This is a genomic window from Streptomyces sp. NPDC088762 (genome assembly GCF_044750905.1).
In the GTDB taxonomy this organism is placed as follows: Bacteria; Actinomycetota; Actinomycetes; order Streptomycetales; family Streptomycetaceae; genus Streptomyces.
The window spans coordinates 217,796-240,802 of the sequence record NZ_JBIVKT010000008.1 but is presented as its reverse complement, the minus strand read 5'-3'; the positions used below and the strand labels follow the sequence as shown (position 1 = coordinate 240,802).

The following is a 23,007-nucleotide window of genomic DNA, read 5'->3' as shown; positions in this document are numbered from 1 at the left end:
CGAGAACGCACGTTCTCCCGCTGTGACACGAGAGGATCCGCCATGACCGCCCCCGCCGGTGCCGCCGTACGCCCGCCCCTGCCTCCCTTCACCGAAGAGACCGCCCGCGCCAAGGTGCAGGCCGCCGAGGACGCCTGGAACAGCCGCGATCCCGAGCGGGTCGCCCTCGCGTACACGGAGGACTCGGTCTGGCGCAACCGCGACCGCTTCCTCACCGGGCGCGCCGAGATCAGGGCGTTCCTCGCCGAGAAGTGGGAGCGCGAGCTGGACTACCGGCTCCGCAAGGAACTCTGGGCGTACACCGGCAACCGCATCTCCGTCCGCTTCGAGTACGAATGGCACGACGCCACCGGCCAGTGGTGGCGCAGCCACGGCAACGAGCAGTGGGAGTTCGATGCCGACGGCCTGATGCGGCGCCGGGAGGCCAGCATCAACGACGTCCCGATCGCCGCATCCGACCGGCGCCTGCGCGGGTAGTTACCCGGCCCTCCGGAATGAGGGGGAGGTCAGCGGTTGCGGCGGTGGATGACCGTGCTGCCGACGGCCTTGTCGTGGAGGCCGCTGCCGTGCGGGCTGAGGACGATCGACGAGGCGTTGGCCACGCAGAGCACCGGGATGCCGGTGACGACCAGGTTGGCGAGGTGGCGGACGACCGCCGCGCCGTAGCCGAGGCGTGCGCCGTCCTTGAGGGTCACCACTTCCAGGCCCAGTGCCCGCTTGCCCGGCGTGGCGCCCCACCGTGAAACGGCCAGGGGGGAGTAGGTGAGGAGGAACGCGAGCACCCAGACCGCGCCGGCTCCCCGCCAGAGGGGGCCGGCGGTGGCGTCGGGGACGGCCAGGGCCCCGAGAGCCCGGTCGAGCGCGACGAGCGGGAGGAGGATCACCGCGACGGCGACGGTCAGGTCGATGGCGGTGGCGGCGCCACGGCGCACGATGCTCGCCGGAGAGCCGGGGCGGGCGCCTCCCGAAGGCCTTCCCACCGGCGGGAAGGCGCCGAGGTCGCCGAGAGGGCCGAGGTCGTCACCGGTGGACAGGGATCCGAGCATCGTCGTTCTTGCCTTCGGTCGTCCGGCGGAGCCGAGGGTGGTGTTCCGCCGGAGCAGTATGCACGGACCCCCGGACCGTACGCGGCGCAGGCCTCGTACCGGTGGCGGGAGGGCTCAGGACTCCTGGTGGTGGGCCTGTGTGATGAGGTCGATCGCGACCTCCAGGGCGGCCTGGCGGGTCTCCTCCGGGTCGCTGTCCATGTGCTGGAGGAACATCATCCCGGCGTGCAGCGTGAACAGGGCGCTCACGCTGCGGACCTGGTCCGTCAGCGGGTCCTCCTCCCGGCGCACCAGCTCCACCAGCCGCAGGAGGCGGTTCTTCATCGTCTCGCCGATGCTCAGCTCGCGCATCGTCGCCTGGTTCTCCTGCATGAAGCGGAACAGCGGCACGCACCCGGCGATCGCCTTGCTGTAGCGGCGCAGCACTTCGCGCTTGGTGTCCAGGGTGCGCGGCTGGTCCTCCGCCCACACGATCAGCTCGTCGATCGGACGCGTCAGGTCCTCGAAGAGGCTGATGATGATGTCTTCCTTGGTCTTGAAGTGGTAGTACAGCGCCGCCTTCGTGACCTCCAGCCGCTCGGCGATCTCCCTGAGCGACGTCTTCTCGTACCCCTGCTCTGCGAAGAGCTCCAGTGCGACGTCCTGGATCCGCTGCCGCGTGTTGCCGCGGCGCTGCTGCGGACTGCTGCTGGACATGGCTCTCCCCACACTTACTTACTTGACGCCCGGCTAGTTACGGGTCTACCGTCCCCAGTGTAGTGAACTAGCCGGGCGGCAAGTAAGTGCCCGTCCGCCAAGAGCGTGAACACGCAAGTGCAGTAGAAGTGCCAGGGGAGTGGACATGGGCGAGACAGTCAAGACGGCGGACACCTCGAAGGAGGTGAAGCCGCGCAGCGTGCGGGTGGTGCTCATGGCACTCATGATCGCGATGCTGCTGGCCATGCTCGACAACATGATCATCGGCACCGCGATGCCGACCATCGTCGGCGAGCTCGGCGGTCTGGAGCACCTCTCCTGGGTGGTCACCGCCTACACGCTGGCCACCGCGGCCTCCACCCCCATCTGGGGCAAGGTCGGCGACATGTACGGGCGGAAGGGCTCCTTCCTCACCTCGATCGTCATCTTCCTGATCGGCTCCGCGCTCAGCGGCATGGCCCAGGACATGGGCCAGCTCATCGGCTTCCGCGCGATCCAGGGCCTCGGCGCCGGCGGTCTGATGGTCGGTGTCATGGCGATCATCGGCGACCTCATCCCGCCCCGCGAGCGCGGCAAGTACCAGGGCATGATGGCCGGCGTGATGGCCCTCGCCATGATCGGCGGCCCGCTGGTCGGCGGCACCATCACCGACCACATGGGCTGGCGCTGGTCCTTCTACATCAACCTGCCGCTCGGCGCGGTCGCCCTTGCCATGGTCACCGCCGTCCTCCACCTCCCCAAGAAGGCGGACGGGCAGCGCCCCAAGATCGACTACCTCGGCTCGGCCCTGCTGACCGTCGCCATCACCTCCACCGTCCTCGTCACCACGTGGGGCGGCACCGAGTACGCCTGGGGTTCGGGCGAGATCATCGGCCTGATCGCGGTCGGCGTCCTGTCCATCGCCGCGTTCCTCTACGCCGAGACCAAGGCCGCCGAGCCGGTCATGCCGCTGCACATCTTCCGCAGCCGCAACTTCACGCTCATGTCGGTCATCGGCTTCCTCGTCGGCTTCGCGATGTTCGGCGGCGTGCTCTACCTCCCGCTGTTCCAGCAGTCGGTCCAGGGTGCCTCCGCCACCAACTCCGGCCTGCTCCTGCTGCCCATGCTGCTCTCGATGATGACCGTCTCGCTGATCGCGGGCCGCATCACCACCAGCAGCGGCAAGTACAAGATCTTCCCGATCGTCGGCGGCGCCCTCATGGTCGTCGGGCTCTTCCTGCTCGCCACGATGGACACCGGCACCTCCCGCCTCGTCTCCGGCGTGTACATGGCCGTCCTCGGCGCCGGGCTCGGCTTCCTCATGCAGATCACCATGCTGGTCGCGCAGAACAGCGTCGACATGAAGGACATGGGCGTCGCGTCCTCCTCGGCGACCCTCTTCCGTACGCTCGGCGGCTCCTTCGGCGTGGCCCTGATGGGCTCCCTCTTCACCAGCCGGGTCACCGACACCATGGCCGACCGCCTCGGTCCGGAGGCGGCCGGAGCCGCGGGCTCCGCCCAGCTGGACGCCGCCAGCCTGGCCAAGCTGCCGGAGCACGTACGCGACGCCTATCAGCACGCGGTGGCCGCCGGTACGCACTCCGCCTTCCTGCTCGGCGCGGCCATCGCCCTCCTCGGCTTCCTGGCCGCCTGGTTCGTCAAGGAGGTACCGCTCCGGGGCGCGGGCCCGGCCCCTGCCGGCGGCGCGGACGACAAGGACGGCAAGGACGGCAAGGACGGCGAGGGCAACGCGAAGGGCGCCACGGCTCCGCAGGAGTCCCTCGCGCACTGACCCGGCCTGACGTGCGGTGCCGAAGTCGAGGCCCGGCTCCGGGGGATGAACAGATCCCCCGGAGCCGGGCCCTTTCTGTCTCATTACGCCGAATTTATGGGGCAATTGGCTGGAACCTGCCGGCGGTGACGCACGTCTTGCTCCCCGGAACGCTCGCAAGGCGGATCTGGAGGGGACGCCCGCATGGACACGCAGACGAACACGGCGCGTACGAACAAGCAGCGGATCCGGGCCCGGATGGCCGTCGCGGCGTCGGCCGCGGCGGTGGCGGCGACGGTGTGGGGAGTGGCGACCCTCTTCGACACCGGCCACGCGGCCCCGCACGGCAACGTCGCCCGGGAGGGGCAGGCCCCGGACCAGCAGGGCCGGCCGGGACAGCCCGGGCAACGGGAACAGCCCGGACAGCAGGGTCAGCCGCAGCAGATACCCCAGGGCATAGCCCACGCCTCCGAGAGCGGAGGCAACGCCGTCAACATCACCATCGACGACGGCCCCGATCCCCGATGGACCCCGAAGGTGCTCGACGTCCTCGCGAGGCACGACGTAAAGGCGACCTTCTGCATGATCGGCCCCCAGGCCGGGGCCCACCCCGACCTCGTCAAGAAGGTCGTCGCGGCCGGTCACCGGCTCTGCGACCACACCATGGCCCACGACACCGCCATGGACAAGAAGCCCGTCGCCTACCAGGAGCAGCAGATCCTCGACGCGAAGCGGCTGATCGAGGACGCCGCGGGCGGCGGCGCGAAGGTCGAGTACTACCGGGCCCCCGGCGGCGCGTTCACCCCGGACAGCCGGCGGATCGCCGCCGAGAACGGGATGCGCCCTCTGGGCTGGAACGTCGACACCAAGGACTTCGACAAGCCCGGCGTCGCCGCGATCGTGGCCGCGGTGAAGAAGGAGATCGGCAACGGCCCGACCCTCCTCTTCCACGACGGCGGCGGCAACCGCGCCCAGAGCGTCGAGGCCCTCGACCAGGTGCTGGACTGGCTGGAGGAACAGGGCCGCCCCACCGGTTTCCCCGTCCGCACCGGCGACTCCTCCTGACACGCCGCCGGACGGCGAACGGGTGAGGGTCGACGCCCCGGGCCGCCCCGCGGTGTTCCCTGGTCGGGCAGCTGCACACGTACGCATGCACCCGTGCGCGCATGCACGCCCGGCCAGGAGGCCCCCGTGACCATCAGCCCCGCCAAGCTCTCCGACCCCGCGGTCGGCGCCTTCGTCGCCGCCGTCAACGCCCATGACAAGGACGCCTTCCTCGCGCTCCTGACCCCCGACGCGTCCATGTCCGACGACGGCTCGGACCGCGACCTCGCCGACTGGATCGACCGGGAGATCTTCGACTCCGGCGGCCACATGGACGTCCAGAAGGAGTCGGACGGCGGCCGCTCCCTGGTGGTCAACTACCGCAACGACACGTGGGGCGAGATGCGCACCGCCTGGCGCTTCACCGTCACCCCCGCCGGCCGGATCAGCCGCTTCGAGACCGGGCAGGCCTGACCCGCAACCGGCGCACCCCGCCGCCGCGCCGGGCGCTCCCGTACGGGTGAAAGCGCGCCCGGCGTCGTTCCGGCCCGCCGCGGGCCCCCGTTGGACCGGGCATGAAACCCACCCGAATCGCCGCTTTCGCCCTGGCCACCGCCGCGGCGGCCCTCGCCCCCGCCCTGCTCCAGTCGGCCACCGCCGCGCCGCCGCAGTCGCCGTACCTCCAGGACCCGGCCGGCGGCGACACCACCATGAAGTCGATGTGGACCAAGGACGAGCAGCACAAGGTGGAGGGGCAGTTCCGCTTCCACCCCGGAGTCCAGTACAAGACGGTCACCCGCCCCGGCCCCGCGGCCGCGCCGGACTACGAGCGCCAGGCACCCGATCCCAAGACCCTGGCATGGGAGCCGTCGTACGAATTCGCCTGGGCCGTATCGGACTCGACGGTGGTGAAGAAGGCGCTGACGGTCAAGGAAGGCGAGCACCCGATCGTCGTGCACGCCGTGCTGCGCACCTCGAAGGGCGCGAAGGCGGGGGAGGTGCGCCAGGAACTCACCGGGAAGCCGGCGACCGGGCGCGCGAAGGTCGCGGGCGGGAAGCGCATCGCGTGTGACACCGGAAAGTACACGGTGGAGTGGTCGGTCACGCGGTCCGGCTACGGCACGCTCACCGGCAGCCTGGGCTGGGACTCCAGCTGCGAGCAGTACCGCACGGCGTTCGCCTCGGACCACGGAAAGGACGTGGTGGGCGGAACGGGCTGAGGAGGCCGGCCGCCCCGCGCACCTCGTGAGTGCTCGGCGGGCGACTGGGCCGACGGCCTTGGATCAAGAGCCGCAGTGGCCATTGTGCCGCACGGGGTGGAGTGCGGCGGGGGTGAAGGTCCCGTGTCACGGGGTGACTTCAGTGCTTCTTCCTTGACGCCTCGGCGGCCTTGGAGGCGATCTCCTCCAGAACGACCTTCGGGTCACCGGAGGGTTCCACGGCGCGGCCGATGTTGCGCTTGATCGTGTCGCTGACGGTCACCCAGGAGGGTGCGTTGACCGGGTAGAGCTGGGCGCCGCGCAGCGCCGTCAGGAACTGCGTGTCGTTGGTGTCGATGCCGCCGCCCGAGGGGGTGCGCGAGGCGGAGACGGTGGAGGGGAGCAGGTGGTACCGGCTGGCGAAGTCCGTCAGGTTCTTGTCCTGGTAGAGGAAGTCCAGGAACTGGCCGATCTCGGCGCGCTTGCCGTTCTGCTTGAAGGCCATCATCCAGTCGGCCACGCCCACGGCCGGCGGGGTCTCCCCGGTCCCGAGGCTGTCGGAGACCGGCATCGAGACGGCGCGGACGTCGATGCCCTTCGCGCGGGCCTCGTGGGTGAGCGAGGGGTAGCCGTTGAGCATGCCGACCTCGCCCCGCAGGAACGCGGCGAAGGCGTCGGCGCGGTTGAGCTGGGACGGCGGGGTGGGTCCGACGAGGCCCGGATTGACCATGTACTGCTTGACCCAGTTCCAGGTCTGGACGTTCTGGTCGGAGGCCAGGGCGTAGTTGCCGCTGCTGTCGGCGTAGCCGCCGCCGTTGCTCAGCTCCCAGATCAGCGCCTCGGCGTGCGCCTCCTCCGGGCCGAGCGGCAGGGCGTAGGGGTACTTCACGCCGGCCTTGTCCTTGAGCGCCTTGGCGTCGGCCTTCAGGTCGTTCCAGGTCTTGGGCGCGTCCTTGATGCCGGCCTTGTCGAACAGCGCCTGGTTGTAGAAGAGGAGGCGGCTGCTCGCCACCCAGGGCAGCCCGTAGAGGGTGTTGCCGACGGTGCCGGCCTCGGCGAGCGGCGCGAGGAAGTTCGCCTCGGCGCTGATGGAGAGCAGTTCCTCGGCGGAATAGAGCTTGCCCTGCGCGGCGAAGTCCGAGTACGAGCCCATGAGGGCGATGTCCGGCGCCTTGCCGGCGTTGACCATACGGGAGACCTCGCGGTCGATGTCGGCCCACGGCAGGAGCTTCACGTCGACCTTGAGACCGGGGTGGGCGGCGGTGAAATCACCGGTCACCTTGTCCCAGAAGGCCTTTGAACTGGTGGCCGGAGTGTCGCCGTATTCGGCGGCCACGATGTGCAGGGTGCCGCTGTCGCCTGCGCCGTCACCGGAGCCGCCACAACCGGCCAGAGGTACCAGCAGACCGAGCACGACCGTGGTGGCGGCCGTCCCGAATATTCTTCGTTGCACGGGTGGATTCCCCTGATTTTCTTTTGGATCCCGTTATTACTTATGAGTTACTCCGGGCGGGGGTGTCCCTCCATGGCCCGTTGGCCGGAATTCTCTCCCGAAGGCGGCCGGTCGGTTCCATTGGGTCCGTACTTGTGGGCAATGCTCCAAGGCGGGCTTTTCCTGTTTGTGTTTTCCGATATACGTTTCCGAATTTCCACGCGCGTAGACATGCCGAAAGGCCCGTTCCGGCCGGGAACGGGCTGCGGGGTGCTGCGGGGGTCAGGATCAGTCGGAGAATTCGCCCGCGTACGGGTCGGGCTCGCCCGTCTCGGGGTTGCGGCCCTCCTGCCAGCGGCGCTGGGCCTTGCGCCAGTGCACGAAGCTGAGGTGGCCGCCGTCCCAGAAGGTGATGCTGACGGGGCTCACGTCGAACTCGTCGGAGCAGAGCCGGTAGAGGAACTCGGCCATGCCGTACGGGTACACGGCGAAGGAATCGGCCGTGTGCCGCCCGCACACCAGGACGGGCCAGCGGTCCGGGTCGGGGTCGGAGGTGAGCCAGCAGAGGATGTCGGAACCGCCGGTCACCCCCCAGGCGATGATGGCCTCGGGGTCCACGTCGAAGGCGGCCCGGCCGCCCTCCGCCGCCCACAACTGCCGGGCGTTGTCCGTCTCCTCCGCCATCTCGGCCGGATCCCACTGGAGGCCGGGCTTGGGGAGGGGCAGCAGGATGCTGGCCTCGCCGTTGATGGACCCGGCGCCGAAGCGGCCCATGAAGGCGACGAAGTCGGCCGGGAAACGGGTGCCCCAGGCGGCCTCCGCCGCCTGCCAGTCGATGTCCTCGTCGGCGCCGTGCGTCGCCGGCATGATCTGCTCCAGCGCCTTGATCCGCGCGTTCTCCGTCATGCCGCTCCCCTGCCACCCCAGCTCAACCGCCCCAACCTACCGCCGGGGCGGAGCGGCGCCTAGCCGCGCGTGAGACGCCCGGGTACGTCCAGGTTCACGGTGGTCCCGGGGGTGAGGCCCCAGCCGGCCATGGCTCCGGCCTCGGCCTCCAGGACGTGCCGGGCCCGCAGGCGGGGGCGGCCGAGGCGGCCGGGGGGCATGGTGACGACCGCGAGGACACGGAGGTGCCGGTCCAGGTAGGCCACGTCGATGGCGAACCGCATGCGGAAGGTGTGCACGCTCGCGGCGGGCGTGAGGAGCATGGCGCCGCTGATGCCGGCCCGGCCGAGGAGCCCGCGCGTCCGTGCGGAGTAGGAGGCGGCGACCTCCAGCGGCACGCACCGCCCGCCGACCCACAACGTCCCTCCGCCGTCCCCCCATGTGCCCACGCCTCCACCCTAGGGGGTGTCTTGGGCGCGGCGCCGTTGCCGGGGCTCTGCCCCGGACCCCGCGCCTCAATCGCCGGCGGGGCTGAGGGGGCCGTTCAGCCCCTCCGGCGTTTGAGGAGCGGGGTCTGGGGCGGAGCCCCAGGTCTTGGAGCCGCACCGGCGAGCGAGTCGGCACCTGCAGCCTCGCCGGCGTTTGAGGCGCGGGGGTCTGGGGGGCGGAGCCCCGCAGTTTCGGGAAGGGGCGGGGTGGGGGAAAGGCTCCGCGCAGCGGGGGTCATCCGGGGCCGGGGCGGCGCTACGGTCGGCGGATGGTTGTTGCGCTGATCGTGCTCGCCGCCGCGTACGGGGTGGTTGCAGGGGGGCTGATGCCCCGCGCCCTGTACCGGTTCTCCGTCGAGCCGGGGGAGCCCTGGCGAACGCATTGCCCTCAGGGGCACCCGGTCACCGGCTGGCTCGGCCCCGCCCACTGCCGGCCCACCACCTCGCGCACGCACCAGCCGCCGAGCGGGCGCGCCGCCGTCGGCGCGGATCGGCCGGTCCCGGAGGGCGGCGCCCCAGGCGGGGGTTTGCCCTCGCCGTCGGCCGCCGGGGGGCCTGGGGTGGCCGATGGGTCGGTGGTCGCCGGGGCGCGGCTCCCGGCGCCGCACCGGTACGGGAGGTCCGCCGCGCGGCTCGGCGCGCTGGGCGGCGGGGTGTGCGCCCTGATCGCCGGGACCGTCGGGGCGCGGCCCGAGGGGGTCGCGTACGTCGGGCTCGCGCCCGTGCTCGTACTCCTCGTGCTCGTCGACCGCGCCGTACACCGGCTGCCCGACGCGCTCACCCTCCCCCTCGCCGCCGCCACCCCCGCCGCACTCGGCTGCGCCGCCCTCGTGCCCGGCGCCACCGGCTCCTGGCGGCTGGCCCTGCTCGGCGGGGCGGCGCTCGGAGCCGCGTACCTCCTCCTCCACCTCATCAACCCCGCCGGCCTCGGCTTCGGCGACGTCAAGCTGGCGCTCTCCCTGGGGGTCGCTCTTGGGTGGTACGGGTGGGGGGTATGGGCTGCCGGGGCCTTCCTCGGCTTCCTTTACGGGGCCCTGTACGGGCTCTCCCTTGTCCTGCGGGGCCCCGCGACCCGGAAGGAAGCCTTCGCCTTCGGGCCCTTCATGGCCGCCGGCGCCCTCACCGGAGTGCTCCTCGGCGGTTTCGGAGCGTAATCGTCTTGCGCCAATGCACGCATCACGCTTTACGAAGGGTTATGGTGGAACCCCCCCCTCGGGCCGGTCCGTATCCCCCCCACGGACCGGCCCGTTTTCCGTTCCACCGGCCCCGCCGACGTCCCCGCAGGTCAGCCGCGGGGCAGCCGCAGGCCATCCGCCGGGCAGCCGCAGGCGGGCCGCCGGGCAGCCGCAGGATCAGCCCCGCTGGGCCCAGATGTTGGTGCCCGGGGTGGAAACCGCGAACGAGTCGATCTCCTTCAGCTCCTGCTCCGAGAGCGGGGCCCCGCCCAGCGCGGCCACGTTCTCCTCCAGCTGCCGCACGCTCGACGCCCCGATCAGCGCGGACGTCATCCGGTCGTCCCGCAGCACCCACCGCAGCGCGAGCTGCGCCAGCGACTGGCCCCGCCGGGCCGCGATCTCGTTCAGCCCGTTCAGCCGGCGGACGACGTCCTGCGACAGCAGGTCCGGGTTCAGCGACTTGCCCTGGGTGGCCCGCGAGCCCTCCGGGATCTCCTTCAGGTACTTGCCGGTCAGCAGCCCCTGCGCGAGCGGTGCGAAGGAGATGCAGCCCATGCCGGACTCCTCCAGGGTGTCGAGCAGCCCGTCCTCCTCCGTCCAGCGGTTGATCATGGAGTACGAGGGCTGGTGGATCAGCGGCCGCACGCCCATCTCGCGCAGGATCCGTACCGCCTCGACCGTCTGCTCCGCCGTGTAGGAGGAGACGCCCACGTACAGCGCCTTGCCCTGCTGGACCGCGGACGCGAGGGCGCCCATGGTCTCCTCCAGCGGCGTCTCCGGGTCAAAGCGGTGCGAGTAGAAGATGTCGACGTAATCCACGCCCATCCGCTTCAGCGAGGCGTCGAGCGAGCTGAGCAGGTACTTCCGGCTGCCCCACTCCCCGTACGGCCCCGGGTGCATCAGATAGCCGGCCTTGGTGGAGAGGATCAGCTCGTCGCGGTGGGACGCGAAGTCCTGCGAAAAGATCTTGCCGAAGTTGAGCTCGGCCGAACCGGGCGGCGGACCGTAGTTGTTCGCCAGGTCGAAGTGGGTGATGCCCAGGTCGAAGGCCCGGCGCAGGATCGCCCGCTGGGTCACCAGCGCCTTGTCGTCGCCGAAGTTGTGCCAGAGGCCGAGGGAGATGGCGGGGAGCTTGAGGCCGCTGTGGCCGGTGCGCCGGTACTCCATGGAGTCGTAGCGCGAAGGCTCTGCCCGATAGGGATTGGTATCAGTCACGATGTCCTCCCTATCACGGAGTTGTGACAGACCGAGTTGGGTACCCGATCCCGCCGCGCAGTAATGTGGCCGCCTCGGGGGAGGACCGCATTCGCACGGGGGCACTGCACGGAGGGGCTGCAAGATCGTGAAGCTGCGCGACCTGGTGTACAGGCTCTACGCACGCCGGGTGGAAGGCCGCCTCGACCATGACGCGTCGCCCAAGCACATCGGCGTGATCCTGGACGGGAACAGGCGCTGGGCGAAGGCGTCCGGAGGTACGACGGAGCAGGGCCACCAGGCCGGAGCCGACAAGATCTCCGAGATGCTGGGCTGGTGCACCGAGACGGACGTCGAGGTCGTCACCCTGTGGATGCTCTCCACCGACAACCTGGACCGGCCGGAGGTCGAGCTCCGTCCGCTGCTCAACATCATCGAGAACACCGTCCGGGGCCTGGCCGCGGACGGCCGCTGGCGCGTCCACCACGTCGGCAACCTGGACATCCTCCCCTCCCGGACGCAGACCGTGCTGAAGGAGGCCGAGCAGGCCACGCACGACGTCGACGGGATACTCGTCAACGTCGCCGTGGGCTACGGCGGCCGCCAGGAGATCGCCGACGCGGTCCGCTCCCTGCTGCTGGAACACGCGCAGAAGGGCACCTCCTTCGAGGAACTCGCCGAGATCCTCGACATCGACCACATCGCGGAGCACCTCTACACGCGCGGCCAGCCCGACCCGGACCTCGTGATCCGCACCAGCGGCGAGCAGCGGCTGTCCGGATTCATGCTGTGGCAGAGCGCCCACTCGGAGTACTACTTCTGCGAGGTCTTCTGGCCGGCCTTCCGCAAGGTCGACTTCCTGCGGGCACTGCGCGACTACGCCGCCCGTCACCGGCGGTACGGCACCTGAGAGGTGCCGGGGGGTTCCCGCACTCCTCCTGACACCCCCTCCGACGCCCCTCCGGCCCCGCCGCCCCCACCCCTCGAAGCCTTCACCAGGGATTCACCGAGCGTCCGTCATATGCCAAGGCATGGCCTGGCCTGATCGGGGAATATCCCTGTCAGGTCGATGCCCGATCCACGGGTGTCGAGTCTCAGCGGACGGCATGGGGTCGTCCGCCCGGGAGGCCCTTTGCACCAGGACGCACGTGCGGTTCGCACGGACGAAGTGGGAGGGCCGGAAATCGGCCCTGGCATGGGTGCCGATGACCGGTCCGGTCTTCATGGCCCGACCTCTTCCGAGGGGGTACGTCCTTCCGTGGTGACCAGCACAAAGCGCCGCCTGCCCGACAGGCGGACCTACGTCCTCGACACCAGCGTCCTGCTGGCAGACCCCCACGCGATCACCCGTTTCGAAGAGCACGAGGTCGTGCTCCCGATCGTGGTGATCACCGAGCTGGAGGCCAAGCGGCACCATCCCGAACTCGGTTACTTCGCCCGCCAGGCCCTGCGCCTGCTCGACGACTTCCGGGTCCGGTACGGACGCCTCGACGCCCCCATCCCGCTGGGCGATCTGGGTGGCAGCCTGCGCGTCGAGCTCAACCACTCCGACCCGGGCGTACTGCCCGCCGGCTTCCGACTGGGGGACAACGACTCGCGGATCCTCGCCGTCGCCCGCAATCTGCAGGCCGAGGGCTACGACGTCACGGTGGTCTCGAAGGATCTCCCGCTGCGCATCAAGGCCTCCTCCGTGGGGCTGATCGCCGAGGAGTACCGCGCGGAGCTCGCGATCACCGATGCCGGCTGGACGGGCATGGGCGAGATCGCCCTCTCCGGGGAACAGGTGGACCTCCTCTACTCGGAGGAGCGCCTCTACGTACCGGAGGCCGCCGAACTGCCCGTGCACACCGGACTGGTCCTCCACTCCGAGCGCGGCAAGGCGCTGGGCCGCGTCACGGCGGACGGCAACGTGAAGCTCGTACGGGGCGACCGCGAGGCCTTCGGGCTGCACGGCCGCAGCGCCGAGCAGCGCATCGCGCTGGACCTCCTCCTCGACCCCGAGATCGGGATCATCTCGATGGGAGGCCGGGCCGGCACCGGAAAGTCGGCGCTGGCGCTGTGCGCGGGCCTGGAGGCGGTGCTGGAGCGCAGGCAGCACCAGAAGGTGATGGTCTTCCGGCCGCTGTACGCGGTGGGTGGCCAGGACCTCGGCTACCTGCCCGGCGACGCCAACGAGAAGATGAGCCCCTGGGCGCAGGCGGTCTTCGACACCCTCTCGGCGGTGGCCGGGCGCGAGGTCATCGAGGAGGTGCTGAACCGGGGGATGCTGGAGGTCCTGCCGCTCACGCACATCCGCGGCCGCTCGCTGCACGACGCCTTCGTGATCGTGGACGAGGCGCAGTCGCTGGAGCGGAACGTCCTGCTGACCGTTCTGTCCCGAATTGGCGCCAATTCGAGGGTGGTTCTGACCCACGATGTCGCCCAGCGGGACAACCTGAGGGTCGGCCGGTACGACGGAGTGGTCGCCGTGGTCGAGAAGTTGAAGGGACACCCCCTCTTCGCCCACGTCACGCTGGCCCGGTCCGAGCGTTCCCCGATCGCCGCCCTGGTCACCGAGATGCTCGAGTCCCTGTGACGCACGCAGGGGCAAAACGCCCATAGCGGGAAGGTGAGTTGACGCCGCCCGGCAAAGGCCCGAGAGCCTAGCCGGGCGGCGTCGTGCTGCACAGGCCTTTCGCGAAAACAACGGTGACATGCCAGGTGTGACCTTTCCCACGCAACGCAGAATTGCCCTGCGGCGTCGCGGTCCGGCAGAGTCTGTTTTCCGTCAGGCCCCGCATACGGCACACCTGTACCTCCAGTGAGGTACGCACACAACTCCACAGCCGATTGCCGTATGCCGCCCGGAGTTTCACGCGGCAGCCCCGCAAGGGACTGTCCACGGGCCCGTGCCTCCAGTGACCGCAGAACCACGGAGGCCAGTGTCGAGGGGCACTCTTGCGCCGCGCGGTCACTGCGGACGCTGCTGGAAGGACATCATGTGAGCCGGATCTCGGTCCGGGGGTTCGCAGTGGCTTCGGCCACCGCGGTCACCACCGTCGGCGCAGTCGTGGGCGTTGCCACCGGCGACCCCTCCTCGAACGATCTCGAGACGACCGCGTCCGGCGCGACTCTCCTCACTGACATCCCGGTCGGCGACCAGGCACAGGTCCAGAGCGCGTCCCTGACGCAGCAGGCCGACGCCATCGTCCACGCCGCCGACGCCGACGCCAAGCGCTCGGCGGAGGAGGCCGCCCGCCTCCAGGCCGCCGAGGACGCCAAGGCCAAGAAGGCCGAGGCGGAGAAGGCGAAGGCGGAAGCCGACGCCAAGGCGAAGGCGGACCGCGAGGCGAAGGACGTGGCCAGCCGCTCCGCCGCCCGCGACGCCGGCGACTTCGCCGTGCAGAGCTCCTACACGGTCGCGCAGGTCAAGGCCATCGCCCAGCAGATGGTCCCGTCCGGCCAGTTCCAGTGCTTCTCCAACATCGTCAACCAGGAATCCACCTGGAACTACAAGGCCGTCAACTCGTCCTCGGGTGCCTACGGTCTCGTCCAGGCGCTCCCGGGCTCGAAGATGTCCTCGGCCGGTGCCGACTGGCGCACCAACCCCGCCACGCAGATCAAGTGGGGCCTGAACTACATGAACGAGCGGTACGGCAGCCCGTGCGGAGCCTGGAGCTTCCACCAGGCCAACGGCTGGTACTAGAAACCGCCCCCGCACCCGCTCAACGTCCGGGAGCCCCGCACCGTCCTACGGTGCGGGGCTCCTCGCGTGTACGGTCTTTCGAGGTGTGACCAGTAGGCGGGGGAAGGGAACGACATGGCGAAGAGGGCGGGCTGGCTCGGCCGGCTCGGGAGCAGGCTGAACCGGATGGAGGCGCGGCTGCAGGAGCGGCGTGCCGAAGTCGAGGCCGAGGACGGGCTGCCCGCGCGGTCCGTCGTGCCCGCGCGGGTCCAGGGAGCGGCCACCGGCCCGGAAGCGGGAGCGGAGGGGGGTGCCGGGGCCGCGCCCGCGGCGCAGCCGGCCGCCGTCGCCGTCCTCCCCGAGCGCCCCGACCCGGTCAGCGTGGTCCCCTGGGGCATGCGGGTCGCCGCCGAGGTCAGCTGGCGGCTGCTGCTCCTCGCCGGGATGCTGTGGGTGCTGATGAAGGTGATCAGCGAAGTCCGCCTGGTCGTCCTCGCCTTCGCCGCCGCCCTGCTCGTGACCGCGCTGCTCCAGCCCTTCGTGGTCCGGCTGCGCCGGCTCGGCCTGCCGCGCGGGCTCGCCACCGCCGTCACCGCGATCCTCGGCTTCGTGATCATCGGACTCGTCGGCTGGTTCGTGGTCTGGCAGGTCATGGAGAACCTCGACGACCTCTCCGACCGGGTCCGCGACGGCATCAACGAGCTCAAGCTCTGGGCGCTGGACAGTCCGTTCCACGTGACCGAGAAGCAGATCAACGACATCGCGAAGAACCTCAGCGAGACCATCGGCACCAACACCGAGCAGATCACCTCCGCCGGCCTCCAGGGCGTGACCGTCCTCGTCGAGGTGCTGACGGGCATCCTGCTCTCGATGTTCTCGACGCTCTTCCTGCTCTACGACGGCAAGCGCATCTGGACCTGGACGCTCAACCTCGTCCCTGCCGCCGCCCGTCCCGGTGTGGCCGGAGCCGGGCCGCGCGCCTGGCGCACGCTGACCGCCTACGTACGCGGCACCGTGCTGGTCGCGCTCATCGACGCCATCTTCATCGGCCTCGGCATCTACTTCCTCGACGTGCCGATGGCCGTGCCGCTCGCCGTCTTCATCTTCCTGTTCGCCTTCATCCCGCTCGTCGGCGCGGTGGTCTCCGGCGCCCTCGCGGTGGTCGTCGCGCTCGTCACCCAGGGCGTGTTCAGCGCCCTGATGGTGCTGCTCGTGGTGCTGGCGGTGCAGCAGATCGAGGGGCACGTGCTCCAGCCCTTCATCCTGGGCCGTGCGGTACGGGTGCACCCGCTCGCGGTGGTCCTCTCGGTCGCCGCGGGAGGCATGATCGCGGGCATCGGCGGGGCGGTGGTCGCCGTACCGCTGGTCGCCGTCACCAACACCGTGGTGGCCTACCTGAAGGCGTACTCGCGCGAACAGCTCCACCACGGGGCCGGATCGGTGGGGCCGGCGCCGCACGGGGCGACCGCCCTCGGCTCGGCGGCGCGGGAGCCGGGTACCGGTGATCACTGAGCCGGAACTGGACGGTGAGTGGGAGCCGGAGCACCCGGCCGAGCCGGCGGAGCCGGGTGAGGGGCCCGTGGGGCGGCCGCCTGCCCGGCCGTGGCTCTGGGCGCTGGGCGGCGCGGTGCTGGCCTCGGCGGTGTGGGCGGGGGGCCTGACGGCGCAGAATCGATTCGCCGCTGGGCCGCGGATCGACTACCGGCACTCCGAGAACCTGTGCCAGGAGGCGCCGCTGACGACGCTCGGCACCTTGACCGGAGGGTTCGAGAAGGGACTGCGGCGCCACAGCGAGGGTCCGGCCCTGGACTGGTCCTACTGCACCTACGACTCGACGCGGAGCGAAGACCGGCCCGACTACCACGGCCAGGTCCAGGTCCACCTGCACAAGCAGACCGACCCGGGCCCCGAGTTCGGCGCGGCGCCGGGGCTCAGCATCTTCATGGACGTGGTGCCCGGCGACGCGGAAGAGGTGCCCGGCCTCGGGGAACGGGCGCTGATCAGCGGACAGGCGGTGGAGCAGAGGCTCCAGGTCCTCGACGGTGGAGCGGTCTTCACGCTCACCGTCCAGGCGTTCGGTGAGGACGGCGCCGAGACCGACGAGGTCGCCCTCAAGTCGGCGATGATCGAGGACATGCGCGCGCTGATGCTGGCGCTGAAGAAGTGACGAAGTGACGAAGTGACGCAGTGACGGAGCAACGGCAGGGCCCCCGCCGCCGGGAACGGCTGCGGGGGCCCTGGTCGTCGTACGGGTGACTACTCGGCGGCGAGGGCCGCTTCGGCGTCGAGGGTGACGGCGACGGCCTGGATCACCGAGGCGATCTTGAAGGCCTCCTGGACCGTCTCGCGGTCCACGCCCGCCTTGCGCAGGACCTGCTCGTGCGAGTCCAGGCACTGGCCGCAGCCGTTGATCGCGGAGACCGCGAGCGACCACAGCTCGAAGTCGACCTTCTCCACGCCCGGGTTGCCGATGACGTTCATCCGCAGGCCCGCGCGCAGGGTGCCGTACTCCGGGTCGGAGAGCAGGTGCCGCGTGCGGTAGAAGACGTTGTTCATCGCCATGACCGCCGCGGCGGACTTGGCGGCGGTGTACGCCTCCGGGGACAGCGCTGCCTTCGCCTCCGGCTCCAGCTCACGCAGGACGCGCGGGGAGCGGGCGGCGATCGCGCAGGACAGGACGGTGCCCCACAGCTGCTGCTGCGAGAGCGTGTCCTGGTTGCCGATGACCGAACCGAGGTTCAGCTTGAGGTCCTTGGCGAAGTCCGGTATGGCGGACTTGAGGGAGTCGAGGGACATCCGTCACTCACCGGCCAGCAGGGCGCCGGCGTCGAGGGTGCTCTCGCCCTTGTTCCAGTTGCAGGGGCACAGCTCGTCGGTCTGCAGGGCGTCGAGGACCCGCAGGACCTCCTTCGGGTTACGGCCCACGGAACCGGCGGTCACCATCGAGAACTGGATCTCGTTGTTCGGGTCCACGATGAAGACGGCGCGCTGCGCGAAACCGTCGGCGCCCTGGATGCCGCAGTCGCGCATGAGCTCGTGCTTGGAGTCGGCCAGCATCGGGAAGGGCAGGTCACGCAGGTCGGCGTGGTCCTTGCGCCAGGCGTGGTGGACGTACTCGGAGTCGCCGGAGACGCCGAGGATCTGCGCGTCGCGGTCGGCGAACTCCTCGTTCAGCTTGCCGAAGGCGGCGATTTCGGTCGGGCAGACGAACGTGAAGTCGGCCGGCCAGAAGAACACCACGCGCCACTTGCCCTCGTAGGTCTTGTGGTCGATCTGCGCGAACTCGCTGCCCGCTTCGAGCGAGACGCAGGCGGTCAGATCGTAGGTGGGGAACGTGTCGCCGACAGTGAGCACGTGCTCTCCTTGCGGAAATTGAAAATGACCCTTTTGGGGGCATTCCGAGGGGGTTTGGACGTATCTCACATGCTGACACACCTGCATTGATTACAGAAATAGCTAGTCTTGTGTCAGGTGATCGGAGGTACCTATCAGTGGCTGTCGGTAATAGGGGAGCGAAGCAACCCACCCTCGCTCAGCTGCGCGCCTTCGCGGCCGTGGCCGAGCACCTGCACTTCCGGGACGCCGCCGCGGCCATCGGCATGAGCCAGCCCGCGCTCTCCGGGGCCGTCTCCGCGCTGGAAGAGGCCCTCGGCGTACAGCTGCTGGAGCGCACCACCCGCAAGGTGCTGCTCTCCCCGGCGGGTGAACGCATAGCGGCGCGGGCGCGGGTGGTGCTCGACGCCATGGGCGGGCTGCTGGAGGAGGCCGAGGCCGTACGGGCCCCCTTCACCGGGGTCCTGCGGCTCGGGGTGATCCCCACGGTCGCCCCCTACCTGCTGCCGACCGTGCTCGGGCTGTTCCACCGCCGCTACCCGCGGATGGACCTCCAGGTGCACGAGGAGCAGACCTCTTCCCTGCTGGAGGGACTGGCCGGCGGGCGCCTGGACCTGCTGCTGCTCGCGGTGCCGCTGGGGGTGCCCGGGGTCACCGAACTGCCCCTTTTCGACGAGGACTTCGTCCTGCTCGCGCCTCGCGAGCACCCGCTGGCCGGGCGGCGGGACATTCCGAGCGAGGAACTGCGGGGCCTGCAGCTGCTGTTGCTCGACGAAGGGCACTGCCTGCGGGACCAGGCCCTGGACATCTGCCGCCAGGCGGGGCGCACCACCGGCGCGGACGTCACGACGACCGCCGCGGGGCTGTCCACCCTCGTCCAGCTGGTCGCCGGGGGGCTGGGGGTCACGCTGCTGCCGCGGACCGCGCTGCGGCTGGAGACCGCGCGCAACGAGTACCTGTCCACCGGGTACTTCGCCGAGCCGGCGCCGTCGCGGCGGATCGCGCTGGCGATGCGGACCGGGACGGCGCGGCAGGAGGAGTTCCGGGCGGTCGCGGCCGCCCTGCGGGAAGCGGTGCGGCCGCTGCCCGTGTGGCCGACGGACTGAGGGTGTGCGGCGCCGTTGCCGCTGCCGTTTGCGGGGCGGTGCGGCGCCGTTGCCGGGGCTCCGCCCCGGACCCCGCTCCTCAAACGCCGGAGGGGCTGAAATTGCCCTGCGGGCCGCGCCCGTGGGAGCCGGCAGGTCAGTCGGTGGCCTTCGGGGGGCGGCCGCGGCGGGGGATGGGGGACGGGGCGGACGGGAGGCGGCCCGCTTCGGAGAGGGCGCGGCGCAGCAGGAACTCGATCTGCGCGTTCGCGCTGCGCAGCTCCTCGCCGGCCCAGCGGGCCAGCGCGTCGTACACCTGCGGATCGAGCCGCAGCAGCACCTGCTTGCGCCCCTGCGCCCCCGCCTTGGCGGCGGGCCGCTCCGGGCGGGGCTCCTGGCCGGACGCCGCCGCCGGGGCGGACCGTTCCGGGCCGGGTTCCCCGCCGGAGGCCCCCGGCGGGGTGGGCTCGGCCGGGTCGGGGCGGGTGTTGCCGCCGGGGGTCACTGGTAGAGCGTGCCCGTGTTGAGCACCGGCTGCGCGGCGCGGTCCCCGCACAGGACCACCATCAGGTTCGAGACCATGGCGGCCTTGCGCTCCGAGTCCAGGTCCACGATCTCCTCCTCCGCCAGGCGGGTCAGGGCCAGCTCGACCATGCCCACCGCGCCTTCCACGATCTGCTTGCGGGCCGCCACGACCGCGCCCGCCTGCTGGCGCTGGAGCATCGCGGAGGCGATCTCCGGAGCGTACGCGAGATGCGTGAAGCGGGACTCGATGATGTGCACCCCGGCCGCCTCCACCCGCGCGTGCAGTTCGGCGGCGAGCTTCTCGGTGATCTCCTCGGCGTTCCCGCGCAGCGACAGGCCGCCCTCCTCGTGGGCGTCGTACGGGTACTCGATCGCGATGTGCCGGACGGCCGCCTCGGTCTGCGTCTCCACGAACTCCGTGAAGTCCTCGACCTCGAACACCGCCCGCGCCGTGTCCTCGACCCGCCACACCACGACCGCCGCCAGCTCGATCGGGTTGCCGTAGGCGTCGTTGACCTTCAGGACCGCCGTCTCGTGGTTGCGCACGCGCGTCGAGATCTTCTCCCGGGAGGTCAGCGGGTTGACCCAGCGCAGCCCGTCCGTACGGATCGTCCCCCGGTACCGCCCGAACAGCTGGACCACCCGGGCCTCGCCCGGCGCGACCGTGTTGAGTCCGCTCATCGCGACGATCGAGGCCAGGATCACCAGGATGCCGGCCGGGATCAGCGACGCCTTGGCGGCGACGGCCGTCAGTACCGCGCCGGTCGCGATCAGGCCCGCCCCCGCCGCGATGCCCGCCAGTCCGAGCAGCAGTGCCAGGCCGCCGCCGACGCTGCGCGCGGCGAACTCGCGTACGCCGTCCGGCGTGGCGAAGGTGTTCGTCATCGTTTGCCCCCGTTTCTCGTGGTCGCGACCGTCGATCCGATCGCTTAGCAAAGTGATATCACTTTTTTGGCCCGCGCGGGACGTGCGGGACGCACGGCAACCCTTTGGCCTCCACATGCGTCGGTTCCTGTGGTGTGGGTGCTGATTCTCACGTCCGAATTGACCGGTATTGGCCAAGGTTGGCCAGCCTTTGTCACAACCTGTGGTGTTAGCTTTCTGAGCTGACGTCGGGGGAAATCGAGCGGAGCGGGAGCGATGGGCCGAGCAGAAGCGCGTAAGGCGCAGCAGCAGCGCGGTGCGCGGCGGGCGCCGAGCGGACGCGCGCAGGGCACCAAAGGCAAGGCGGGCGCGGGCAAACGCACCGGCATACGTCGCTTCTTCACCTGGAAGAAGATCCTCGGGACGTTCTTCGGGATGATCCTGCTGCTCATGGCCGCGGCGATCATCCTCTACTTCTCGGTGAACGAACCCACCGACCCGAACGAGAGCGCCACGCTCCAGAGCAACACCTACCGGTACTCCGACGGTTCGATCATGGCCCGCACCGGCGAGATGAACCGCGAGATCATCCCGATCGACAAGATCCCGGCCGACGTCCGCACCGCGTTCATCGCCATCGAGAACAAGTCCTTCTACAAGGACCGCGGCATCGACGTCATGGGCGTGGCCCGGGGCCTGTTCAACACGGCCCGCGGCAAGGGCACGGCCGGCGGATCGACGATCACCCAGCAGTACGTCAAGAACTACTACCTGACGCAGGACCAGTCGCCGACCCGCAAGCTCCGTGAGCTGGTGATCGCCCTCAAGGTCGACCAGCGCATGGAGAAGGACGACATCCTCGCCGGCTACCTGAACACCAACTTCTACGGCCGCAACGCCTACGGCATCCAGGCCGCCGCCCAGGCCTTCTACGGCGTCGACGCCGACAAGCTCACCCTGGAGCAGGGCGCGTACCTCGCGGCCGTCATCCAGGCCCCCAGCCAGTACGACCTGGCGACCGCCGGTCCGAACGGCAAGAGGCTGGTCAACATCCGCTTCAACGCCGTCCTCGACAACATGGTCGAGATGGGCGAGCTGGACGAGGCCAAGCGCAAGACCATGACCCTTCCGGAGCCCATCAAGCCCAAGCCCCGCCCGGGCATGGACGGCCAGAAGGGCTACCTGGTCCAGGCGGCCAACGACGAGCTGAACAAGCAGGGCATCAGCGACGCCCTGATCGCGGCCGGCGGCTGGAACATCACGCTCAACGTCGACAAGAAGAAGCAGGCGGCGCTGGAGACGGCCGTCCAGGACGAGCTGGAGTCCAAGCTCGACCGCAAGGACCCCAAGGAACGTCCCCAGGACCAGAGCGTCCAGGCCGGCGCGACCTCCGTGGACGCCAAGACCGGTGCGATCGTCGCGATGTACGGCGGCCAGGGCCTGGCGGAGAAGGCAGCGAGCAACGCGCTGCGCACCGACTACCAGCCGGGCTCGACCTTCAAGCCGATCGTGCTCGCCTCCGCCCTGGAGAACAACGCCACCACCCAGGGCGGCGCGCCGATCACCCCGAACACGCTCTATGACGGCACCAGCAAGCGGCAGGTCGTCGGCAGCAAGATCCCGTTCGCCCCGGAGAACCAGGACAACCGGAACTTCGGCGACCCGATGATCACGGTCCAGGGTGCGACCGACTTCTCGGTGAACTCCGTCTACGCACAGATGATCGTGGACGTGAAGCCACAGGCCGTGAAGAAGACGGCCCTGCAACTCGGCATGAAGGACCGCGCCGGCTGGGAAGAGGACAAGCCGGCCATGGCCCTCGGCACCATGACCGCGAGCACCCTGGAGATGGCCGGCGTCTACGCCACCTTCGACAACCACGGCAAGAAGGTCACGCCGACCATCATCAAGAGCGCCGAGCACAAGGACCGCGAGTTCACCCCCCAGCAGGCCATCGGCAGCCAGGCCATCAGCCGCAAGACCGCGGACACCGTCACCAAGGTGCTCACGGGCGTGGTCAACGACGAGGGCGGCTCCGGCAACAAGGTCCGCAGCAGCGCCTACGAGGCGGCCGGCAAGACCGGTACCAGTGAGTCGAACTTCTCCGGCTGGTTCACCGGCTTCACGCCCGAACTGGTCACCGTCGTGGCGATGTTCGGCGAGGACCCGACCACCCACAACCAGGTCACCCTGACCGGCACCGCCGGCCTGGGGCGCGCGGGTGGCTCCAGCTTCCCCGCCTCGATCTGGAAGGCGTACACCCTGGCCGCCCTCAAGGGCGTGGACACCAAGGAGTTCGACCTGAAGGAGGCCGAGATGGGCGTCCCGCAGGCGCCGTCGCGCAGCACCTCCCCGACGGCCTCCGCGAGCCAGTCCTCCAGCGCTCCCGCGACCAGCAGCGCGCCGCCGACCGCGACGACGTCTCCCACGCCGACGCCGACCGCGACGAAGACCGGTGGTCCCAAGCCGCCGACCCCGACGGGGACCCCGACGCCGACCACGACGAAGACCGGCGGTCCGAAGCCGCCGGACCCGCCGCTGTTCCCCGAGCGGTAGAGACCGACACGGACCGACGGAAAGCACGACGCCGCCCCGCAGCCTTCACGGCTCGCGGGGCGGCGTCGTCA

At 70.3% G+C, this 23,007-nt stretch carries 23 protein-coding genes; 13 read left to right on the top strand and 10 right to left on the bottom strand.

The features are described 5' to 3' along the window. Positions 1-42 precede the first annotated feature (42 nt). A complete protein-coding gene (locus ACIP5M_RS20525; RefSeq protein ID WP_401198932.1) occupies positions 43-477 on the top strand; it encodes a nuclear transport factor 2 family protein in 435 nt (144 codons plus the stop codon). 29 nt (positions 478-506) lie between these two features. On the opposite strand, the gene ACIP5M_RS20520 is transcribed toward ACIP5M_RS20525, so the two are convergent. Further along, entirely contained in the window at positions 507-1,046 is a 540-nt protein-coding gene (locus ACIP5M_RS20520) for an RDD family protein (protein ID WP_401198930.1), read from the bottom strand. A 114-nt stretch (positions 1,047-1,160) separates the two neighbouring features. Continuing rightward, positions 1,161-1,742, bottom strand: a complete 582-nt coding sequence (locus tag ACIP5M_RS20515) for a TetR/AcrR family transcriptional regulator (RefSeq protein WP_401198928.1) — start codon at positions 1,740-1,742, stop codon at positions 1,161-1,163. Between the two features lie 145 nt (positions 1,743-1,887). On the opposite strand from ACIP5M_RS20515, the gene ACIP5M_RS20510 reads away from it, so the two are divergent. The 4 genes from ACIP5M_RS20510 (at position 1,888) to ACIP5M_RS20495 (ending at position 5,756) form a co-directional block, all read left to right on the top strand. Next, the gene (locus tag ACIP5M_RS20510) at positions 1,888-3,513 is read left to right on the top strand and encodes an MDR family MFS transporter (RefSeq protein ID WP_401198926.1); all 1,626 of its coding nucleotides are present in this window, start codon (positions 1,888-1,890) and stop codon (positions 3,511-3,513) included. A 183-nt stretch (positions 3,514-3,696) separates the two neighbouring features. Continuing rightward, positions 3,697-4,557, top strand: coding sequence for a polysaccharide deacetylase family protein (locus tag ACIP5M_RS20505; protein WP_401198924.1), 861 nt, complete (start codon positions 3,697-3,699; stop codon positions 4,555-4,557). A gap of 126 nt (positions 4,558-4,683) precedes the next feature. Then, positions 4,684-5,010 (top strand): nuclear transport factor 2 family protein, encoded by a 327-nt coding sequence (locus ACIP5M_RS20500; protein WP_401198922.1) that lies wholly within the window; start codon positions 4,684-4,686, stop codon positions 5,008-5,010. 101 nt (positions 5,011-5,111) lie between these two features. Further along, positions 5,112-5,756 carry a hypothetical protein gene (locus tag ACIP5M_RS20495; RefSeq protein WP_401198920.1) on the top strand — a complete coding sequence of 215 codons (645 nt, stop codon included), beginning with the start codon at positions 5,112-5,114 and terminating at the stop codon, positions 5,754-5,756. 139 nt (positions 5,757-5,895) lie between these two features. On the opposite strand, the gene ACIP5M_RS20490 is transcribed toward ACIP5M_RS20495, so the two are convergent. From ACIP5M_RS20490 to ACIP5M_RS20480, 3 genes are all read right to left on the bottom strand, one after another. Next, the gene (locus ACIP5M_RS20490) at positions 5,896-7,188 is read right to left on the bottom strand and encodes an extracellular solute-binding protein (protein ID WP_401198918.1); all 1,293 of its coding nucleotides are present in this window, start codon (positions 7,186-7,188) and stop codon (positions 5,896-5,898) included. 267 nt (positions 7,189-7,455) lie between these two features. Then, a complete protein-coding gene (locus tag ACIP5M_RS20485; RefSeq protein WP_401198916.1) occupies positions 7,456-8,073 on the bottom strand; it encodes an SMI1/KNR4 family protein in 618 nt (205 codons plus the stop codon). A 59-nt stretch (positions 8,074-8,132) separates the two neighbouring features. After that, the gene (locus ACIP5M_RS20480) at positions 8,133-8,501 is read right to left on the bottom strand and encodes a DUF192 domain-containing protein (protein WP_401198914.1); all 369 of its coding nucleotides are present in this window, start codon (positions 8,499-8,501) and stop codon (positions 8,133-8,135) included. A 599-nt stretch (positions 8,502-9,100) separates the two neighbouring features. Here ACIP5M_RS20480 and ACIP5M_RS20475 point away from each other — a divergent pair. Further along, positions 9,101-9,694 carry a prepilin peptidase gene (locus tag ACIP5M_RS20475; protein WP_401198912.1) on the top strand — a complete coding sequence of 198 codons (594 nt, stop codon included), beginning with the start codon at positions 9,101-9,103 and terminating at the stop codon, positions 9,692-9,694. Positions 9,695-9,892: 198 nt separating this feature from the next. Here ACIP5M_RS20475 and mgrA read toward each other — a convergent pair whose 3' ends face one another. Next, on the bottom strand, positions 9,893-10,930 hold the full coding sequence (gene mgrA, locus ACIP5M_RS20470; RefSeq protein ID WP_401198910.1) for an L-glyceraldehyde 3-phosphate reductase: 1,038 nt from the start codon (positions 10,928-10,930) through the stop codon (positions 9,893-9,895). A gap of 127 nt (positions 10,931-11,057) precedes the next feature. Between mgrA and ACIP5M_RS20465 the strand changes: the two genes are divergently transcribed. The 5 genes from ACIP5M_RS20465 to ACIP5M_RS20445 all read left to right on the top strand — a co-directional run bounded on the left by ACIP5M_RS20465 (position 11,058) and on the right by ACIP5M_RS20445 (position 16,740). Beyond that, positions 11,058-11,819 (top strand): isoprenyl transferase, encoded by a 762-nt coding sequence (locus tag ACIP5M_RS20465; protein WP_215013356.1) that lies wholly within the window; start codon positions 11,058-11,060, stop codon positions 11,817-11,819. A 348-nt stretch (positions 11,820-12,167) separates the two neighbouring features. Then, complete coding sequence (locus tag ACIP5M_RS20460) at positions 12,168-13,484, top strand: PhoH family protein (RefSeq protein ID WP_401198907.1); 1,317 nt, start codon at positions 12,168-12,170, stop codon at positions 13,482-13,484. Positions 13,485-13,889: 405 nt separating this feature from the next. After that, positions 13,890-14,594 carry a transglycosylase SLT domain-containing protein gene (locus tag ACIP5M_RS20455; protein ID WP_401198906.1) on the top strand — a complete coding sequence of 235 codons (705 nt, stop codon included), beginning with the start codon at positions 13,890-13,892 and terminating at the stop codon, positions 14,592-14,594. Between the two features lie 114 nt (positions 14,595-14,708). Further along, positions 14,709-16,085 (top strand): AI-2E family transporter, encoded by a 1,377-nt coding sequence (locus tag ACIP5M_RS20450; RefSeq protein ID WP_401198904.1) that lies wholly within the window; start codon positions 14,709-14,711, stop codon positions 16,083-16,085. Continuing rightward, entirely contained in the window at positions 16,075-16,740 is a 666-nt protein-coding gene (locus ACIP5M_RS20445) for a hypothetical protein (protein ID WP_401198902.1), read from the top strand. The genes ACIP5M_RS20450 and ACIP5M_RS20445 overlap by 11 nt, the downstream gene beginning before the upstream one ends. Positions 16,741-16,829: 89 nt before the next feature. On the opposite strand, the gene ACIP5M_RS20440 is transcribed toward ACIP5M_RS20445, so the two are convergent. After that, positions 16,830-17,369 (bottom strand): alkyl hydroperoxide reductase, encoded by a 540-nt coding sequence (locus ACIP5M_RS20440; RefSeq protein ID WP_030867387.1) that lies wholly within the window; start codon positions 17,367-17,369, stop codon positions 16,830-16,832. Positions 17,370-17,372: 3 nt separating this feature from the next. Continuing rightward, positions 17,373-17,927: a peroxiredoxin gene (locus tag ACIP5M_RS20435; RefSeq protein ID WP_382644023.1), complete on the bottom strand. Its 555-nt coding sequence runs from the start codon at positions 17,925-17,927 to the stop codon at positions 17,373-17,375. 137 nt (positions 17,928-18,064) lie between these two features. On the opposite strand from ACIP5M_RS20435, the gene ACIP5M_RS20430 reads away from it, so the two are divergent. Further along, positions 18,065-19,012 carry a hydrogen peroxide-inducible genes activator gene (locus ACIP5M_RS20430; protein ID WP_401198900.1) on the top strand — a complete coding sequence of 316 codons (948 nt, stop codon included), beginning with the start codon at positions 18,065-18,067 and terminating at the stop codon, positions 19,010-19,012. A 136-nt stretch (positions 19,013-19,148) separates the two neighbouring features. On the opposite strand, the gene ACIP5M_RS20425 is transcribed toward ACIP5M_RS20430, so the two are convergent. After that, positions 19,149-19,496: an AT hook motif protein gene (locus tag ACIP5M_RS20425; protein WP_401198898.1), complete on the bottom strand. Its 348-nt coding sequence runs from the start codon at positions 19,494-19,496 to the stop codon at positions 19,149-19,151. Continuing rightward, positions 19,493-20,401 (bottom strand): SPFH domain-containing protein, encoded by a 909-nt coding sequence (locus ACIP5M_RS20420; RefSeq protein WP_401198896.1) that lies wholly within the window; start codon positions 20,399-20,401, stop codon positions 19,493-19,495. The genes ACIP5M_RS20425 and ACIP5M_RS20420 overlap by 4 nt, the downstream gene beginning before the upstream one ends. Positions 20,402-20,656: 255 nt before the next feature. Between ACIP5M_RS20420 and ACIP5M_RS20415 the strand changes: the two genes are divergently transcribed. Beyond that, entirely contained in the window at positions 20,657-22,936 is a 2,280-nt protein-coding gene (locus ACIP5M_RS20415) for a transglycosylase domain-containing protein (RefSeq protein WP_401198894.1), read from the top strand. The last annotated feature ends 71 nt before the right edge of the window (positions 22,937-23,007 follow it).

What these genes read in the sequence shown, in the direction of transcription:
- ACIP5M_RS20525 (WP_401198932.1), top strand. Translation starts at nt 43, where the DNA reads ATGACCGCCCCCGCCGGTGCCGCCGTACGCCCGCCCCTGCCTCCCTTC.
- ACIP5M_RS20520 (WP_401198930.1), bottom strand. Translation starts at nt 1,046, where the DNA reads ATGCTCGGATCCCTGTCCACCGGTGACGACCTCGGCCCTCTCGGCGAC.
- ACIP5M_RS20515 (WP_401198928.1), bottom strand. Translation starts at nt 1,742, where the DNA reads ATGTCCAGCAGCAGTCCGCAGCAGCGCCGCGGCAACACGCGGCAGCGG.
- ACIP5M_RS20510 (WP_401198926.1), top strand. Translation starts at nt 1,888, where the DNA reads ATGGGCGAGACAGTCAAGACGGCGGACACCTCGAAGGAGGTGAAGCCG.
- ACIP5M_RS20505 (WP_401198924.1), top strand. Translation starts at nt 3,697, where the DNA reads ATGGACACGCAGACGAACACGGCGCGTACGAACAAGCAGCGGATCCGG.
- ACIP5M_RS20495 (WP_401198920.1), top strand. Translation starts at nt 5,112, where the DNA reads ATGAAACCCACCCGAATCGCCGCTTTCGCCCTGGCCACCGCCGCGGCG.
- ACIP5M_RS20485 (WP_401198916.1), bottom strand. Translation starts at nt 8,073, where the DNA reads ATGACGGAGAACGCGCGGATCAAGGCGCTGGAGCAGATCATGCCGGCG.
- ACIP5M_RS20450 (WP_401198904.1), top strand. Translation starts at nt 14,709, where the DNA reads ATGGCGAAGAGGGCGGGCTGGCTCGGCCGGCTCGGGAGCAGGCTGAAC.
- ACIP5M_RS20440 (WP_030867387.1), bottom strand. Translation starts at nt 17,369, where the DNA reads ATGTCCCTCGACTCCCTCAAGTCCGCCATACCGGACTTCGCCAAGGAC.
- ACIP5M_RS20420 (WP_401198896.1), bottom strand. Translation starts at nt 20,401, where the DNA reads ATGACGAACACCTTCGCCACGCCGGACGGCGTACGCGAGTTCGCCGCG.
- ACIP5M_RS20415 (WP_401198894.1), top strand. Translation starts at nt 20,657, where the DNA reads ATGGGCCGAGCAGAAGCGCGTAAGGCGCAGCAGCAGCGCGGTGCGCGG.